13 protein-coding genes and 1 riboswitch are annotated in these 15,814 nt (G+C 71.8%); of the genes, 10 read left to right on the top strand and 3 right to left on the bottom strand.

What is annotated here, in order from left to right:
* Positions 1–120 precede the first annotated feature (120 nt).
* From OG595_RS09520 to OG595_RS09505, 4 genes are all read left to right on the top strand, one after another.
* Positions 121–1,515: a M16 family metallopeptidase gene (locus OG595_RS09520; RefSeq protein WP_329269981.1), complete on the top strand. Its 1,395-nt coding sequence runs from the start codon at positions 121–123 to the stop codon at positions 1,513–1,515.
* A complete protein-coding gene (locus tag OG595_RS09515) occupies positions 1,512–2,900 on the top strand; it encodes a M16 family metallopeptidase (RefSeq protein WP_329269979.1) in 1,389 nt (462 codons plus the stop codon). Before OG595_RS09520 ends, OG595_RS09515 begins: the two co-directional genes overlap by 4 nt.
* A 216-nt stretch (positions 2,901–3,116) precedes the next feature.
* A riboswitch (cyclic di-AMP (ydaO/yuaA leader) is annotated at positions 3,117–3,285 on the top strand.
* Positions 3,286–3,297: 12 nt separating this feature from the next.
* Complete coding sequence (locus OG595_RS09510) at positions 3,298–4,071, top strand: M23 family metallopeptidase (protein ID WP_329269977.1); 774 nt, start codon at positions 3,298–3,300, stop codon at positions 4,069–4,071.
* Between the two features lie 188 nt (positions 4,072–4,259).
* Positions 4,260–4,955: a GntR family transcriptional regulator gene (locus tag OG595_RS09505; RefSeq protein ID WP_329269974.1), complete on the top strand. Its 696-nt coding sequence runs from the start codon at positions 4,260–4,262 to the stop codon at positions 4,953–4,955.
* A 172-nt stretch (positions 4,956–5,127) separates the two neighbouring features.
* On the opposite strand, the gene OG595_RS09500 is transcribed toward OG595_RS09505, so the two are convergent.
* The gene (locus tag OG595_RS09500) at positions 5,128–5,409 is read right to left on the bottom strand and encodes an HPr family phosphocarrier protein (RefSeq protein WP_006379745.1); all 282 of its coding nucleotides are present in this window, start codon (positions 5,407–5,409) and stop codon (positions 5,128–5,130) included.
* A gap of 179 nt (positions 5,410–5,588) precedes the next feature.
* Between OG595_RS09500 and OG595_RS09495 the strand changes: the two genes are divergently transcribed.
* The 5 genes from OG595_RS09495 to OG595_RS09475 all read left to right on the top strand — a co-directional run bounded on the left by OG595_RS09495 (position 5,589) and on the right by OG595_RS09475 (position 12,581).
* Positions 5,589–8,462, top strand: coding sequence for a bifunctional acetate--CoA ligase family protein/GNAT family N-acetyltransferase (locus tag OG595_RS09495; protein ID WP_329269971.1), 2,874 nt, complete (start codon positions 5,589–5,591; stop codon positions 8,460–8,462).
* A 40-nt stretch (positions 8,463–8,502) separates the two neighbouring features.
* Complete coding sequence (locus OG595_RS09490; protein WP_006379737.1) at positions 8,503–9,090, top strand: DUF5998 family protein; 588 nt, start codon at positions 8,503–8,505, stop codon at positions 9,088–9,090.
* Positions 9,090–10,280: an alkaline phosphatase family protein gene (locus OG595_RS09485; protein WP_329269966.1), complete on the top strand. Its 1,191-nt coding sequence runs from the start codon at positions 9,090–9,092 to the stop codon at positions 10,278–10,280. The genes OG595_RS09490 and OG595_RS09485 overlap by 1 nt, the downstream gene beginning before the upstream one ends.
* Before the next feature lie 87 nt (positions 10,281–10,367).
* Positions 10,368–11,018: a thymidine kinase gene (locus OG595_RS09480; protein WP_329269964.1), complete on the top strand. Its 651-nt coding sequence runs from the start codon at positions 10,368–10,370 to the stop codon at positions 11,016–11,018.
* 195 nt (positions 11,019–11,213) lie between these two features.
* Entirely contained in the window at positions 11,214–12,581 is a 1,368-nt protein-coding gene (locus OG595_RS09475; RefSeq protein WP_329269962.1) for a C40 family peptidase, read from the top strand.
* 18 nt (positions 12,582–12,599) lie between these two features.
* Here OG595_RS09475 and OG595_RS09470 read toward each other — a convergent pair whose 3' ends face one another.
* The gene (locus OG595_RS09470) at positions 12,600–13,403 is read right to left on the bottom strand and encodes a VOC family protein (protein ID WP_329269961.1); all 804 of its coding nucleotides are present in this window, start codon (positions 13,401–13,403) and stop codon (positions 12,600–12,602) included.
* A 380-nt stretch (positions 13,404–13,783) separates the two neighbouring features.
* Between OG595_RS09470 and OG595_RS09465 the strand changes: the two genes are divergently transcribed.
* Positions 13,784–14,635, top strand: coding sequence for a sulfurtransferase (locus tag OG595_RS09465; RefSeq protein ID WP_329269959.1), 852 nt, complete (start codon positions 13,784–13,786; stop codon positions 14,633–14,635).
* 115 nt (positions 14,636–14,750) lie between these two features.
* Here the strand turns inward: OG595_RS09465 and sepH are convergent, their stop codons facing one another.
* The gene (gene sepH / locus OG595_RS09460; protein WP_329269957.1) at positions 14,751–15,776 is read right to left on the bottom strand and encodes a septation protein SepH; all 1,026 of its coding nucleotides are present in this window, start codon (positions 15,774–15,776) and stop codon (positions 14,751–14,753) included.
* Positions 15,777–15,814 lie beyond the last annotated feature (38 nt).

The following is a 15,814-nucleotide window of genomic DNA, read 5'->3' as shown; positions in this document are numbered from 1 at the left end:
CTCGCTGTCGGCGTACGTCCGCCGGGAACTTCGCCAGCACTCCACACGCTTGCATACAGTGGCAGGACCGGCAGGAAAACAGCGGTTGCAACAACCGCATCCGCGATCGAAGGGACGTACATGCCCATGGGTCACACGGCCACAGCCGAGGCAGGCTCCGGCGGCCTGACAGCGACAGAGCACCGCCTCGCCAACGGGCTGCGCGTGGTGCTCTCCGAGGACCACCTGACCCCGGTCGCAGCGGTGTGCCTCTGGTACGACGTCGGGTCGCGCCACGAGGTCAAGGGCCGTACCGGCCTGGCTCACCTCTTCGAGCACCTGATGTTCCAGGGTTCGGGCCAGGTGAAGGGCAACGGCCACTTCGAACTGGTCCAGGGCGCGGGCGGCTCGCTCAACGGGACCACCAGCTTCGAGCGCACCAACTACTTCGAGACCATGCCCACCCACCAACTGGAGCTCGCGCTCTGGCTGGAGGCCGACCGCATGGGCTCGCTGCTCGCGGCCCTCGACGACGAGTCGATGGAGAACCAGCGGGACGTCGTCAAGAACGAGCGGCGGCAGCGCTACGACAACGTCCCGTACGGGACGGCGTTCGAGAAGCTGACCGCCCTCGCCTACCCGGAGGGCCACCCCTACCACCACACGCCGATCGGCTCCATGGCCGATCTGGACGCGGCGACGCTGGAGGACGCGCGCGCGTTCTTCCGCACGTACTACGCGCCCAACAACGCCGTCCTGTCGGTCGTCGGGGACATCGACCCCGTCCAGACGCTCGCCTGGGTCGAGAAGTACTTCGGATCCATCGCCGGGCACGACGGCAAGCCCGCGCCGCGCTCCGGCGCCCTCCCCGACGTCATCGGCGAGGAACTGCGCGAGGTCGTCGAGGAGGAGGTCCCCGCGCGCGCGTTGATGGCCGCCTACCGGCTCCCGGAGGACGGCACGCGCGCGTGCGACGCGGCCGACCTGGCGCTCACCGTCCTCGGCGGCGGCGAGTCCTCCCGGCTCTACAACCGGCTCGTACGGCGGGACCGTACGGCGGTGGCGGCCGGCTTCGGCCTGCTGCGGCTGGCCGGAGCACCCTCCCTGGGGTGGCTGGACGTGAAGACCTCCGCGGACGTCGAGGTGCCGGTCATCGAGGCCGCCGTCGACGAGGAGCTCGCCCGGTTCGCCGCGGAGGGCCCCACGGCCGAGGAAATGGAACGCGCCCAGGCCCAGTTGGAGCGCGAGTGGCTCGACCGGCTCGGCACGGTCTCGGGCCGCGCCGACGAACTGTGCCGTTTCGCGGTGCTGTTCGGCGACCCGCAGCTCGCCCTGACCGCCGTGGAGCGCGTGCTCGACGTCACGGCCGAGGAGGTCCAGCAGGCCGCCAAGGACCGGCTGCGCCCCGACAACCGCGCGGTGCTCGTCTACGAGCCGGTCTCCGGCGAGACCGCCGAGGACGCGGATCCGCCCCAGGACCCCGAGGCCGAGGCCACGATCGAAGCCACCGACACCGACGAGGAGGCGGCCAAGTGACCGAGCTCGCCACGATGGAGTTCCACCCCCAGCCCCAGGCGGGCGAGGCCAGGCCCTGGGCCTTCCCGGCCCCCGGGCGCGGCACCCTCGGCAACGGTCTGACCGTCCTGCGCTGCCACCGCCCCGGCCAGCAGGTCGTCGCCGTCGAGGTACTCGTCGACGCCCCCCTGGAGGCCGAGCCGGCCGGTCTCGACGGAGTGGCCACGATCATGGCCCGGGCCTTCTCCGAAGGCACCGACAAGCACTCCGCCGAGGAGTTCGCCGCCGAGCTGGAGCGCTGCGGCGCCACCCTCGACGCGCACGCCGACCACCCGTGTGTGCGGCTCAGCCTCGAAGTCCCCGTGTCGCGTCTCCCCAAGGCGCTCGGTCTGCTGGCCGACGCACTCAGGGCGCCCGCGTTCTCGGACAGCGAGATCGAGCGGCTGGTGCGCAACCGGCTCGACGAGATCCCGCACGAGACGGCCAACCCGGCCCGCCGCTCGGCCAAGCAGCTGTACAAGGAGCTGTTCCCGGCGTCCTCGCGCATGTCACGTCCGCGCCAGGGCACCGAGGAGACGGTCGCGAAGATCGACGCGGCAGCCGTACGCGCCTTCTACGAGAGGCACGTCCGGCCCGCCACGGCCACCGCCGTGGTCGTCGGCGACCTCACCGGCGTCGACCTGGACGCGCTGCTCGGCGACACCCTGGGGGCCTGGACGGGTTCGACGGCCGAGCCGCGGCCCGTGCCGCCGGTGACCGCCGACGACACCGGCCGTGTCGTCATCGTGGACCGCCCCGGCGCCGTGCAGACCCAGCTGCTCATCGGCCGCATCGGCGCCGACCGGCACGACCGCGTCTGGGCCGCCCAGGTCCTCGGCACGTACTGCCTCGGCGGCACCCTCACCTCCCGCCTGGACCGTGTCCTGCGCGAGGAAAAGGGCTACACCTACGGTGTGCGGGCGTTCGGCCAGGTGCTGCGCTCCGCCCCGGACGGCACGGGCGCCGCGCTGCTCGCCATCAGCGGCTCCTTCGACACGCCGAACACCGGTCCCGCGCTGGCGGACCTCTGGAAGGTGCTGCGCACCCTCGCGGCCGAGGGGCTCACCGACGCCGAGCGCGATGTCGCGGTGCAGAACCTGGTCGGAGTCGCCCCGCTCAAGTACGAGACCGCGGCGGCCGTTGCGAGCACGCTGGCCGACCAGGTCGAGCAGCACCTGCCCGACGACTACCAGGCGACGCTGTACCGGCAGCTCGCCGCGACCGGCACGGTGGAGGCCACCGCGGCGGCCGTCAACGCCTTCCCGGTGGACCGTCTGGTGACGGTGCTCGTCGGGGACGCGGCGACGATCGAGGAGCCCGTCCGGGCCCTCGGTATCGGCGAAGTGACCGTCGTCCCCGCCGAGTAGCGGCACCCGGCGTACACGACAGGAGCCCCGGTGACGAAAGCGTCACCGGGGCTTCTGTGTCCATGTTGATGCGCAAGTTGTCCGTATTGATGGAGAGGTGGACAGTCTGCACTGTGGCATGCGCTACAAAACCCGTGATCGGTTTGTTGATTGAAAGATGTCCCGTTTAGCGTCTGTCCGGCTGTCCGTCATGCACTGCGCCGCAGCCGCGGCACCGGACAGTCATCGCCGAGTCCCCGTACGGCGCGAGCCAGGGGAGCCGGGGACCCACCATGTGCAGTCCCTGGGGTGAATCGGATGCCCGCGTGTACAGCGAGGGTGTCCGTAGGAGACCTTCCTGCTCCGAACCCGTCAGCTAACCCGGTAGGCGAGAAGGAAGGAAAGGACCCACCACTACATGGCGTTCACCCGCGCCACCGGGAAGCACCGTCGTCCCAGCCGCCCCAGTCTTGTCACCCGTACGACCGTCCGCGCGGCCGGCGTCGCCGCCCTCGCGACCACCGGCGTCGTCGGCTCCCTCGCAGCTCCGGCGCTCGCCGCGGAGTCCACCGTCGAGCAGACCGGTCTCACCCCGGTGGTCTCCATCGGTGAGTCGCTCGCCGACGAGATAGACGCGCAGGCCGCCGCCCAGGAACAGGCCGCAGAGAAGGCCGCCGCCGAGAAGCGGGCCGTCGCCGCCGCGAAGAAGGAAGCGGAGGAGCGGGTCAAGGAGGCGCGCGAGGCGAAGGCCCGTGCCGCCCGTGAGGCCGAGCGCAAGCGCCTCACCAGCTACGTCGCCCCGATCGCCGGCTCGTACATCTCCACGGGCTACAAGGCGGGCGGCGCCGTCTGGTCCTCCGGCAGCCACACCGGTGTCGACTTCCACGCCGCGTCCGGCACCACCGTCCAGGCGGTGGGCTCCGGCACCGTCGTCGAGGCCGGCTGGGGAGGGTCCTACGGCAACAACATCGTGATCAAGATGATTGATGGTACGTACACCCAGTACGGTCATCTGTCGTCCATCAATGTGTCCGTCGGCCAGACGGTCACCCCGGGTCAGCAGATAGGCCTCTCCGGAGCCACCGGCAACGTCACCGGGGCGCACCTCCACTTCGAGGCACGTACGACCCCGGAGTACGGCTCGGACATCAACCCCGTCGCCTACCTCCGCTCGCACGGCGTGAACGTCTGACGACCCCGCGCACCACTTGTCGTGGCCCCGGCTCCCCGAGCCGGGGCTTTCGGCGTTTCGGAGGGTGGTGTGTCCAAAAAATATCCATCGATTCCGGCCTGCCGTCGGAAATTCCGGTTCTCTGCAATAGAGTCACTCAACACACGTCAATCGTCGACGTTTCACGGGGATTAAAGCGGAGGTCGGACATGCGTATTCCGGCGCACTCGGTATGCACGGCGATCCGGGACGACATCGTCGCCGGTGTCTACGAGCGCGGCAGCCGGCTCACCGAGGAACTGCTCGCGCGCCGCTACGGCGTCTCGCGCGTCCCCGTCCGCGAGGCCCTGCGCACCCTGGAGGCCGAGGGCTTCGTGGTGACCCGGCGGCACGCGGGCGCGTGCGTCGCGGAACCCACCGAGCAGGAGGCCTCCGACCTGCTGGAGATGCGCATGCTCCTGGAGCCGCTGGGTGCCTCCCGGGCCGCCCAGCGGCGCACCGAGGCCCACCTCAAGGTGCTGCGGGGCCTGGTCAGGCTGGGCCAGGAGCGGGCCAGGAGGGGGAACAGCGAGGATCTGCGCTCCCTGGGGGGCTGGTTCCACGAGACGCTGACCCAGGCCTCCGGAAGCCACACCCTGGCCTCGACACTCACCCAGCTCCGGCACAAGATCGCCTGGATGTACACGGTGGAGGCGCCTGCCAGCCCCGTCGACTCCTGGGCGGAACACGGGGCGATCGTGGACGCGGTGGCGCGCGGCGACAGTGAGCGGGCGCGGGCCATCACGGCGCTGCACACCGAGCGCGCGACCGCCGTGCACCGGCTTCGATTTCCGGGCGCCGGGGACAGGCCGGATCGTGTGAGGACTTCGCAACATCCCGTAAACATGACGGGCCTGCGTCATTAACACGGGAGCCGTATACAAAGAGAGTCGAATTCGCGGGAGGTTATTTCTGCTGCCCGCGATCGGGAATTGTGAAGGGCCCGCCCGATATTCGGGCGGGCCCTTCGCCGTGTGCGGGTGGTTCTTTTGCGGTGGCGACTGTCGCCACCCTCAATCAAGGACTCCGCCGGACTTTTCAGACCGTCTCGGGAAGTTCCTCGAGTCCCTCGGCCACCAGCTTCGCCAGACGGTCGAGCGCGGCGTCCGCGCCCTCCGCCTCGGAGGCGAGGACGATCTCCTCGCCGCCCTGGGCGCCCAGGCCGAGGACCGCCAGCATGGAGGCCGCGTTGACGGGGTTGCCGTCGGCCTTGGCGATCGTCATGGGGACGCCGGCGGCCGTGGCCGCACGGACGAAGATGGAGGCGGGGCGGGCGTGGAGGCCCTCCGCCCAGCCGACGTTGACGCGGCGCTCAGCCATGTGATGCTGCCCTTCACTGTCTCAGGGTTGTCTAGACCATTGTTCCATAGCGTGAAGCGTGCCGGGAGGCGGGCCGAAACCCGTCCCGGAACCGCGTTCGAACCCCGGCCTGGGCCCGACTCCGGTTCCCCACAGACTGCCTCGCGACGTTGTCGGACGCGAGCCGTACTCTGGGGCGCATGCAGAACTCGGCGGACCGGCACGAGTACCCCGCCCACTGGGAGGCGGACGTCGTGCTGCGCGACGGCGGCACCGCCCGTGTCCGGCCCATCACGGCGGACGACGCCGACCGGCTGGTCAGCTTCTACGAACAGGTCTCGGACGAGTCGAAGTACTACCGCTTCTTCGCGCCCTATCCGCGCCTGTCCGCAAAGGACGTCCACCGCTTCACCCACCACGACTTCGTGGACCGGGTGGGGCTCGCGGCCACGGTCGGCGGCGAGTTCATCGCCACCGTACGCTACGACCGCATCGACGCCGAGGGACTGCCCGCCTCCGGTCCCGCCCACGAGGCCGAGGTCGCCTTCCTGGTGCAGGACGCGCACCAGGGCCGGGGCGTGGCCTCCGCCCTCCTCGAACACATCGCCGCTGTCGCCCGCGAGCGCGGCATCCGCCGCTTCGCCGCCGAGGTGCTGCCGGCCAACAGCAAGATGATCAAGGTGTTCACGGACGCCGGGTACACCCAGAAGCGCAGCTTCGAGGACGGCGTCGTACGCCTGGAGTTCGACCTGGAGCCCACGGACCGCTCCCTCGCCGTCCAGCGCGCGCGGGAGCAGCGTGCCGAGGGGCGTTCCGTACGGCGACTGCTCGTCCCGGGCGCCGTGGCCGTCATCGGCGTCGGCCGCGCCCCCGGCGGCGTCGGCCGCAGCATCCTCGACCACATCAGGGACGCCGGTTTCACCGGTGAGCTGTACGCGGTCAACAGCGCCTTCCCGGAAGAGCAGAAGGACATCGACGGAGTGCCGGCCCACCGGTCGGTCGGCGACATCGGGGGCTCCGTCGACCTCGCGGTCGTCGCCGTCCCGGCCGCGTACGTCCCCGATGTCGTCACCGAGTGCGGTGAGCACGGCGTGCAGGGGCTCGTCGTGGTCTCCGCCGGGTACGCCGAGAGCGGCCCCGAGGGACGGGAGCGGCAGCGCGAACTCGTGCGGCACGCGCGCACGTACGGGATGCGCATCATCGGCCCCAACGCCTTCGGCGTCATCAACACGGCGCAGGACGTCCGGCTGAACGCGTCGCTCGCCCCCGAGATGCCGAGGCCCGGGCGGATCGGGCTGTTCGCGCAGTCCGGGGCCATCGGGATCGCGCTGCTGTCCCGGCTGCACCGGCGCGGGGGAGGAGTCACCGGGGTCACCGGGGTGTCGACCTTCGTCTCGTCCGGCAACCGGGCCGACGTGTCGGGCAACGACGTACTCCAGTACTGGTACGACGACCCGGACACCGACGTCGTCCTCATGTACCTCGAATCCATCGGCAACCCGCGCAAGTTCACCCGCCTCGCGCGGCGCACGGCGGCGGCGAAGCCGCTGGTGGTCGTACAGGGGACGCGGCACGGCGGCGCCGCTCCCCAGGGGCATGCCGTACGGGCCACGCGGTTGCCGCACGCGACGGTGTCCGAGCTGCTGCGGCAGGCCGGTGTGATCCGGGTGGACACGATCACCGAGCTGGTCGACGCGGGGCTGCTGCTGGCCCGGCAGCCGCTGCCCGCCGGGCCGCGGGTGGCGATCCTGGGGAACTCGGAGTCGCTGGGGCTGCTGACGTACGACGCGTGCCTCTCCGAGGGGCTCCAGCCGCTGGCGCCGCTGGACCTGACGACGGGGGCGTCGCCCGAGGACTTCCAGCGGGCACTGTCTGCGGCGCTGGCGGACGAGGCGAGCGATGCGGTCGTCGTCACCGCAATCCCCACGGTGGGGGAGGGCACCCCCGGGGACGCCGCGTTGGCCGAGGCCCTGCGGTCGGCCGCGGCGGAGGTACCCGGGAAGCCGGTACTGGTGGTTCATGTGGAGCTCGGGGGACTGGCGGAGGCGCTGTCGGCCGCCGCCAGCACCGCCCCGCAGACAGGTTCACCGGCACCCGGCACCGCAGTGGCGGAACGCCTGCCGACCCCCGGGGCGGAACGGCCGGCCTCCGCGCCGGTTTCGCAGGCCCCGGCGTCCCCGGCCCCGCCCGCCCCCGGTTCCTGCTCCCGTCTCATCCCCGCCTACCCCGCCGCCGAGCGCGCCGTACGGGCCCTCGGGGAAGCCGTGAAGTACGCGCAGTGGCGGCGGGAGGCCGCCGAGCCCGGCAGGGTGCCCGAGTCCATCGACGCGGACATCGACGAGAAGGGGGCCGCCGAGCTGATCGGCGGGCTCCTCGCGCGCGGGCAGGGGCTCACCCTCGGCGCGGACGAGACGTGCGAGCTGCTCGGGACATACGGCATCCCGGTGCGCGGAGCTTTGCCCGCCCCGAACCCCGAGGACGCCGTGGCCGCCGCGCGGACCCTCGGATACCCCGTCGCCCTCAAGGCCACCGCCCCGCACCTGCGGCACCGCGCCGACCTCGGCGGCGTACGCCTGGATCTCGCGGACGAGGAGCAACTGCGGCGGGCGTACGCCGAACTGACCGGCCTCTTCGGGAGCCCTGAGGAGGTGCGGCCGGTGGTGCAGGGGATGGCACCGCGGGGAGTCGACACCGTCGTACGGGCGGTGATCGACCCGGCGGCCGGCGCGGTGCTCTCCTTCGGGCTCGCCGGACCCGCCTCGCAGCTGCTCGGGGACATCGCGCACCGACTGATACCGGTCACCGACCGCGACGCGGCGTCGCTGATCCGGTCCATCCGGACGGCGCCGCTCCTCTTCGGCTGGCGCGGCTCGGCGCCGGTCGACACGGGGGCGCTGGAAGAACTGCTGCTCAGGGTGTCGCGGCTCGTGGACGATCACCCCGAGGTCATCGCCGTGTCGCTGGAGCCGGTGGTCGTCGCACAGCACGGCGTGAGCGTGCTCGGGGCGTCGGTGCGGTTGGCGCCGCCGCCCGCCCGTGACGACCTGGGTCCCAGGACACTTCCTGTGTACTGAGCGGTGCCTCGCAGTCAGTGGGCCCCCGTAGGATGGGCACATGGCCAAGACCAGTACGTCGACCCAGGGGCTGCGAGCGGCGATCGAGCGCAGCGGCTACTACCCGGCCCTCGTGGCCGAGGCGGTGGAGGCCGCGATCGGCGGCGACTCCATCCGGTCGTACCTGGTCCACCAGGAGACGACATTCGACGCGAACGAGGTGCGTCGGCACGTGACCGTGCTCGTCCTCACGGGCAATCGTTTCATCGTCAGCCACACCGACGAGCAGGCCGAGGACACCACGTCCCCGACGCCGTACGCCACCACGTCCACGGAATCCGTGAAGCTGGGCCGTATCTCGTCCGTCGTCGTCAGCAGGGTCGTCGCCAACCCGGAGTCGTACACGCCGGGCACGCTGCCCCGCGAGGTCGTCCTCACCATCGGCTGGGGCGCCGTCTCCCGCATCGACCTGGAGCCCGCCGCCTGCGGCGACCCCAACTGCGAGGCGGACCACGGCTACACCGGCAGCTCGACCGCCGACGACCTGAGCCTGCGTGTCAGCGAGGCCGGTGACGGCCCGGAGACGGTCCGCCAGGCCCTCGTCTTCGCGCAGGCCCTCTCGGAAGCGACCGCGGACGTCACCCGCTGATGGCGCAGCCGACCGCCTGGGACCACCCGGAACCACTCGCCGTATCCTCCGCCCCCGTCCCGCAGTACGGCACGGGTTCGCTCGCCGACCTGCTGCCCACCCTGGCCGCCGGCATGGACGTACCGGGCATGTCCCCGGCGATCCCGGAACTGGCGCCCGCCGACCGGAACTGCGTGTTCCTGATCGACGGACTGGGCTGGGAGCAGCTCCGGGCGCACCCGGACGAGGCCCCCTTCATGAGCTCGCTCATGAGCAGCTCGCGCGGTGGCACGGGCCGCCCGATCACCACCGGCTATCCGGCGACCACCGCGACCTCCCTCGCCTCGGTCGGCACCGGTCTGCCGCCGGGCGCGCACGGCCTGCCCGGTTACATGGTGCGCGATCCGGCCACCGGTGAGCTGATGAACCAGCTGCGCTGGCAGCCGTGGACGGACCCGCGCGCGTGGCAGCCGTACCCCACAGTGTTCCAGCTGGCGCACGCGGCCGGTGTGCACACGGCCCAGGTCTCCTCGCCGACCTTCGAGAACACCCCGCTGACGAAGATCGCGCTCAGTGGCGGAACGTTCCGGGGGAAGCTCTCCGGCGAGGACCGGATGGACCTGGCGGCCGAGCAACTGGCCGCCGGTGACCGTTCGCTGGTGTACACGTACTACGCGGAGGTGGACGGCAAGGGCCACCGCTTCGGTGTCGACTCGGACCCCTGGCGCGGTCAGCTCATGTACGTGGACCGGCTCGTCCAGCGGCTGGCGGAACAACTCCCGCCGCGTGCCGCGCTGTACGTCACCGCCGACCACGGCATGATCGACATCCCGTTCGACGAGCAGCACCGCATCGACTTCGACGAGGACTGGGAACTGCGCGCCGGTGTCGCCCTGTTGGGCGGCGAGGGCCGCGCACGGCACGTGTACGCGGTGCGGGGAGCCGAGGCCGACGTACTGACCTGCTGGCGCGAGGTGCTCGGCGAACAGTTCTGGGTGGCCTCGCGCGACGAGGCGATCGCGGCGGGCTGGTTCGGACCGACGGTCGACGAGCGTGTGTACGGGCGGATCGGCGACGTGGTCGCGGCGGCCCGGGACGACGTCCTGATCGTCGCCTCCGAGCGGGAGCCGAGGGAGTCCGTGATGGTCGGCAACCACGGTTCCATGACCCCTGCGGAACAGCTGGTCCCGCTCCTGCAAGTACGCTCCTGACGCCCGCACCCGCCCGACAGCCCCTGCCCAGCCTCCTCGCCCTGCTCCCGTCCCCCGCGAATCTCGCCGAAAGGTGCTCGACCTCCCATGCCCGAGTTGGTGTTCTTCTCCGGAACGATGGACTGCGGGAAGTCGACGCTGGCGCTCCAGATCGGGCACAACCGGTCGGCACGAGGACTTCAGGGTGTGATCTTCACCCGCGACGACCGGGCGGGCGAGGGCAAGCTCTCCTCGCGGCTGGGGCTGGTGACGGAGGCGGTCGAGGCGACCGTGGGCATGGATCTGCACGCCTATCTGGTGGACCAGATGTCCAGGGGCGGCAAGGTCGACTACGTGATCGTGGACGAGGCACAGTTCCTCGCGCCGCAGCAGATCGACCAGTTGGCGCGGGTGGTGGACGACCTGGGACTGGACGTCTTCGCGTTCGGCATCACCACCGACTTCCGCACGAAGCTCTTCCCGGGCTCCCAGCGGCTGATCGAGCTGGCGGACCGGATCGAGACCCTCCAGGTGGAGGCGATGTGCTGGTGCGGCGCACGGGCCACGCACAACGCGCGCACCGTGGGGGGCGTGATGGTGGTGGAGGGCGAGCAGGTCGTCGTCGGTGACGTGAACCGACAGGCTGAGGAGATCGGCTACGAGGTGCTGTGCCGGCGCCACCACCGGCGCCGGATGACGAGCGCATCCGCGCACGCCTCCGTCATCTCTCCGGACGTCCTGCCGGTCAATTCGGCCTGATCGTTCTCCTAGGCGGTTCTTTCCGGCCGCTCTCGATACGATGAAGGTCACAATAACGTATCGGGCATTTCGTGCTTCAACCTTCACCTGAAGCACACAAGTTGGCTAAGTTGACCTCCGAACACCTTCCCAAACCTGTTGTCCGCACCTGACAGTGGGCCGGGGAGACGTACCACGGAAGGAGCTCGTCCCGCCATGGCGCCGGAACGAACCCGAGATGATGGGCCGAGCCGTGAGGAGGTCCAGCAACGGATCAACAGCCTCTACGACCAGGCCGAGAGCTTCACCGGGACCTTCAACGCCACCCGCGCGATGAGGCTCGGGATACGCAAGCGCGTCAACCCGGCGCCCGAGAGCGCGCGCAGGCGCTCCGATCCCGCCCTCGACGAGGTCGCCCGACCGTGGTTCGACGTGGGGCGCGCCCAGTTGGGCCCGACCGTGCCGGCGGTGCTGCCGCCCGACAGGAGGCCCGCCCGCGCGGCGGAGGCCCGGCCCACCCGGCCCGCGGGTCCCGGCGTCGAGCTGGCCGCCCTTCCGGTGGCGGAGTTGACCGCCGGACCCGTCGCCGCGCCGGCCGCCGGACCGACGGCCGCACTGCCTCCCGGGCTCATGGCCGAGCTGCCGCCCGCGCCGGTCGCCGAACTGCCCGCCGCACCCGTGGGCGCGCTGTCGGCCGTGCCCGCACCGCGTCAGGAACCTCAGGGGAGCCTGAACGCGCTTTCGGCCGAGCCCAGTTGGTTCCCGTCGGCCGCCCAGGGCGCCGCTCCTCTCCAGGTAGCCGGCCCCCTGCCCGTCGAGGATGCCTGGCGCCTCCCGAACCACGCGGAACAGGTTCGCCCCCAGCCCGCCGAGGAGTGGCAACTGCCCCAGCCGGCCGGTCTCAGCGCGGACGCGTTCCTGGACGCGGGCACACCCCTCTACGCGGGCACGCTCCGCGACGGGGACTACGCCCTCGTCACCGAACTGCCCCTGGTCACGGAACCGTTCCCGGTCGCCGACCCGTTCCCCGTGACGGAGGCGCCCTACGGCACGCAGACGCCGCCGCACGGGACGCCGTCCTACGGAGCGCACACGCCGCCCCACGGCACGCAGACGTCCTACGCCACGGGGACCTACCACTTCGGCACCGAATCGTTCCCGGGTGCCGGGTCCGGCGCGAGTATCGGCAACGGCCTCGCGCTGGGCCTGGAGCCCGGTGCCAAGGCCGCGAAGGCGGTCGCCTTCGCCCGCGCGCAGATCGGCAGGCCGTGCGTCTGGGGCGCGGTCGGGCCGGGCTCGTACGACAACTCCGGTCTCATCCAGGCCGCTTGGAAGGCCGCCGGGGTCGCGCTCCCGCGTTCCGTGCACGAGCAGGCGAGCGCCGGGATGGCGATCAACGTCGCCGACATCCGCTCCGGTGACCTGGTCTTCTACCACGGGGACGCGGGCCATGTCGGTCACGTGGGCATCTTCGTCGGCGACGGAATGATGATGCACGCACCGAGTCCGGGGGCGAGGGTCCGCGAGGACTCGATCTTCGCGGCCGGCGAGGCCGCGATCCACAGCGTCCTGCGGCCCGCGTAGGCGCCCTCCAGGGGGCCGTCAGTGGGCCCCCTGGATCAGCGAGAACAACGCCCCCTCCGGGTCCGTCACGGTCGCCACGCGGCCGTGTGCGCTGTCGTGCGGGGGGCTGACGACGTGGCCGCCCAGGTCCACCAGGCGGGTGGCCGCCGCGTCCGCGTCGGCGACCTCGAAGTACGTCATCCAGTGCGGGCCCCGGTCGCGCGGCAGGAGGTTGCCCACGCCGTGGATGCCGGCGACCGGCCGGCCCGCGACGTGCAGGGTGACGTAGTCGAAGTCCGCCGACACCACGGGCTCCTCCTCGTAGCCGAAGACGGTCTTGTAGAACTTGGCGACGCTCGACGAGTCGCGCGTCACCAGCTCGTTCCAGGCGGGGGTGCCGGGGACGCCGGTGATTCCCGTGCCCAGGTGGGCGGCGGTCTGCCAGATGCCGAACACCGCACCCGTCGGGTCGGAGGCGATCGCCAGCCGGCCCGCCTCGGCCGCGTCCAGCGGGCCCACGCCCACGGTGCCGCCGGAGTGCCGGACCATCTCCGCGGTGAGGTCCACGTCGTCCGAGGCGAGATACGGCGTCCAGGCGACGGGGAGGTGGCGGTCCGGCGGCAGCTGGCCGATGCCGGCCACCTCCTGGCCGTCGAGCAGGGCCCGTACGTACCAGCCGAGCTGCTGCGGGCCCAGCTCGAACTCCCAGCCGAACAACTCCCCGTAGAACTCCTGGGTCGCTGTCATGCCGTGCACCATCAGACTCACCCAGCAGGGTGTGCCGGGCGCGTGCCGGGCCGGCGCTTCGCTGTTCCGGTCGGCCGACTCCCGTGCCTCGGTCATCGTCACTCTCTCCTCGACCCCTCGCGGTGGCCGTGTCACTTCCGCCGTCCGCCGCGTCGGCGGACCTGCCGCATGCCGCCGTACGGCGTGCTCCGTTGGGTACGTCGCCCGTGCCGTGCCGCGTTCCCGCGTGCGGGCACGCTCCGTGCCGATGCTCGCACCACCCGCGGTACCGCGCGCCCGGGCCGCGCCGACTCCGCACGTCCTCGTCCCGAGGGTGCCCGAACCGGTGTTTCTCGCCTGTTTCCGCGCAATTGCCGCAAGGTGTCCATCAGTTGTACAGCATGTGCCCGATCCCGTACGCCGTGTGATCGAACCTGTCCGGCGGGAGAGTAGCCCGCCCTGGCCGCCGCGGCCACCCCGTGCGCAAGGATGGAGCCATGAACGCCATCATCTCCGCACTCGAACTCGTGAACGAGCTGGCCGGTTCCGACCCGCCGGTCCTGCTCGACGTCCGCTGGCAGCTGAGCATGCCCACCGCGGGCGGTGCGGCGCCCTTCGACGGGCGCGCCGAGTACGTCGCCGGGCATCTTCCCGGGGCGGTCTTCGTCGACCTGGACAGGGAGCTCGCCTCGGCGGCGGGACCGGCCGGCCGGCATCCGCTGCCCGACCCGGAGGTGTTCGGCGCCGCCATGCGACGCGCCGGGGTCTCGTTCGGGGTCCCGGTGGTCGTGTACGACGGCGGACAGGGCTGGGCGGCGGCCCGCGCCTGGTGGCTGCTGCGCTGGACGGGTCACCCGGACGTGCGGGTTCTCGACGGCGGGTTGCCGTCCTGGGAAGAGGTGCTGGACACAGATGTACCGGTGCCCGCCGAGGGCGACTTCACGCCGGTGCCGGGCGGGGTGGGACTGCTCGACGCCGACGGGGCCGCCGCACTGGCCCGCTCCGGACTGCTGCTGGACGCGCGCGCGGGGGAGCGTTACCGGGGCGAGGTCGAGCCCATCGACCGGGTCGGCGGACACATCCCGGGCGCGGTCTCGGCGCCCACGAACGAGAACGTGGCGGCGGACGGACGGTTCCTGCCCGCCGAGGAGCTGACGGCCCGGTTCAAGGCCCTGGGCGCGGCGGACGCCACCGCGGTGGGCGTGTACTGCGGATCGGGTGTCTCGGGCGCCCACGAGGTCCTGGCCCTGGCGGTCGCGGGCATTCCGGCCGCGCTGTACGTCGGTTCGTGGTCGGAGTGGTCGGGGGATCCGGCGCGGCCCGTGGCCGTGGGGCCCGATCCGCAGTAGCGCGGTGGTTCGACAGACCGTTGGCCGGTTCGGCCGGACGAGGGGCGCGATCGACTGTGGGGCCGCATCCGACCGGATGCGGCCCCACAGTCGTATGAGTAACCCGGACGGGTGACTACTCCTTGTTCTTCCGGCGTGTGCCGAACACGATCTCGTCCCAGCTCGGTACCGCCGCTCTGCGCCCGGGACGGACGCCGTCCGCCTCCGCCTGGCGGTCGGTGGCACCGACCAGTCGGTCCCGGTGGGCGCCGACCGAGCGGGGCATGAGCACGTCCGCGTACGCGGAGCCGGCCGAGGCCGCGGGAGCCGGGGGCTCCTCCACCTCGGGTTCGGCTGCCGGTTCCTCCACGACTTCCGTGGAGGAAGGGCGTTCCGGCACGACCATGTCGCCGCGGAAACTCGGCACCGCTTCCAGAAGGCTCGTCAGCGAGTCCCGCTCGCTCGCGCTCACGCCCTCCTCGGTGAGCTCGGACGACGGCGCGGGCAGGACCGGGCGGTCCAGCGGGCGGTCGCGCGGCAGCCGGGCGATGCGTGGTACGAACGGAAAACTGGGCTCGGGCGCCGCGAGGTCGTCCGACTCGCCGATCAGCGAGCGGGCCTCCTCGTCGACGGCCTGTACGAGCCGCCGGGGCGGGTCGTACGTCCAGCTCGCCGAGTGCGGTTCGCCGGCCACCAGGTAGACCAGCAGGACTTCCCAGGTGCCGTCGTCGCGGCGCCACGAGTCCCACTGGACGGTGTCCTTCTCGGCGCCACGGATCGTCAGCCGCTCCTGCACGGCTTCGCCGAGCTGTGGACCGGCGTTCTCACCGGGCCGACGGACCGGAGTCTTCCGGGCCCGCTCGGCCATGAAGGCTCGCTCGGCCAGCACGGGGCCCTCGAAGCGGCGTACGCGGTCCACCGGAATCCCGGCGAGCTGCGCCACCTCTTCCGCGGACGCGCCGGCACGTATGCGTGCCTGGATGTCGCGGGGGCGGAGATGACTCTCCACCTCGATCTCGATCTGGCCGAGGCGGGGACGGTCGCCGCGTACCGCGGCGCGCAGACGCTCATCGATCGGAAGCGTGTACTCCGTGCTGTCCGCAGCCTTCAGCACCAGCCGTGTGCCGTCGTTAGAGACGGCCACGACACGCAGTTCGGGCATGGGGACCTCCCGGGTGGTGCCTGCCGACGTCACGTGCG

The organism is Streptomyces sp. NBC_01451 (assembly GCF_036227485.1).
Lineage (GTDB): Bacteria > Actinomycetota > Actinomycetes > Streptomycetales > Streptomycetaceae > Streptomyces.
The sequence above is the reverse complement of the archived record's forward strand: the minus strand, read 5'-3'. Positions and strand labels throughout refer to the sequence as shown.

Coding starts and splice junctions, on each gene's coding strand:
- OG595_RS09520 (WP_329269981.1), top strand. CDS start 121: ATGCCCATGGGTCACACGGCCACAGCCGAGGCAGGCTCCGGCGGCCTG.
- OG595_RS09510 (WP_329269977.1), top strand. CDS start 3,298: ATGGCGTTCACCCGCGCCACCGGGAAGCACCGTCGTCCCAGCCGCCCC.
- OG595_RS09505 (WP_329269974.1), top strand. CDS start 4,260: ATGCGTATTCCGGCGCACTCGGTATGCACGGCGATCCGGGACGACATC.
- OG595_RS09500 (WP_006379745.1), bottom strand. CDS start 5,409: ATGGCTGAGCGCCGCGTCAACGTCGGCTGGGCGGAGGGCCTCCACGCC.
- OG595_RS09495 (WP_329269971.1), top strand. CDS start 5,589: ATGCAGAACTCGGCGGACCGGCACGAGTACCCCGCCCACTGGGAGGCG.
- OG595_RS09490 (WP_006379737.1), top strand. CDS start 8,503: ATGGCCAAGACCAGTACGTCGACCCAGGGGCTGCGAGCGGCGATCGAG.
- OG595_RS09485 (WP_329269966.1), top strand. CDS start 9,090: ATGGCGCAGCCGACCGCCTGGGACCACCCGGAACCACTCGCCGTATCC.
- OG595_RS09480 (WP_329269964.1), top strand. CDS start 10,368: ATGCCCGAGTTGGTGTTCTTCTCCGGAACGATGGACTGCGGGAAGTCG.
- OG595_RS09475 (WP_329269962.1), top strand. CDS start 11,214: ATGGCGCCGGAACGAACCCGAGATGATGGGCCGAGCCGTGAGGAGGTC.
- OG595_RS09470 (WP_329269961.1), bottom strand. CDS start 13,403: ATGACCGAGGCACGGGAGTCGGCCGACCGGAACAGCGAAGCGCCGGCC.
- OG595_RS09465 (WP_329269959.1), top strand. CDS start 13,784: ATGAACGCCATCATCTCCGCACTCGAACTCGTGAACGAGCTGGCCGGT.
- sepH (WP_329269957.1), bottom strand. CDS start 15,776: ATGCCCGAACTGCGTGTCGTGGCCGTCTCTAACGACGGCACACGGCTG.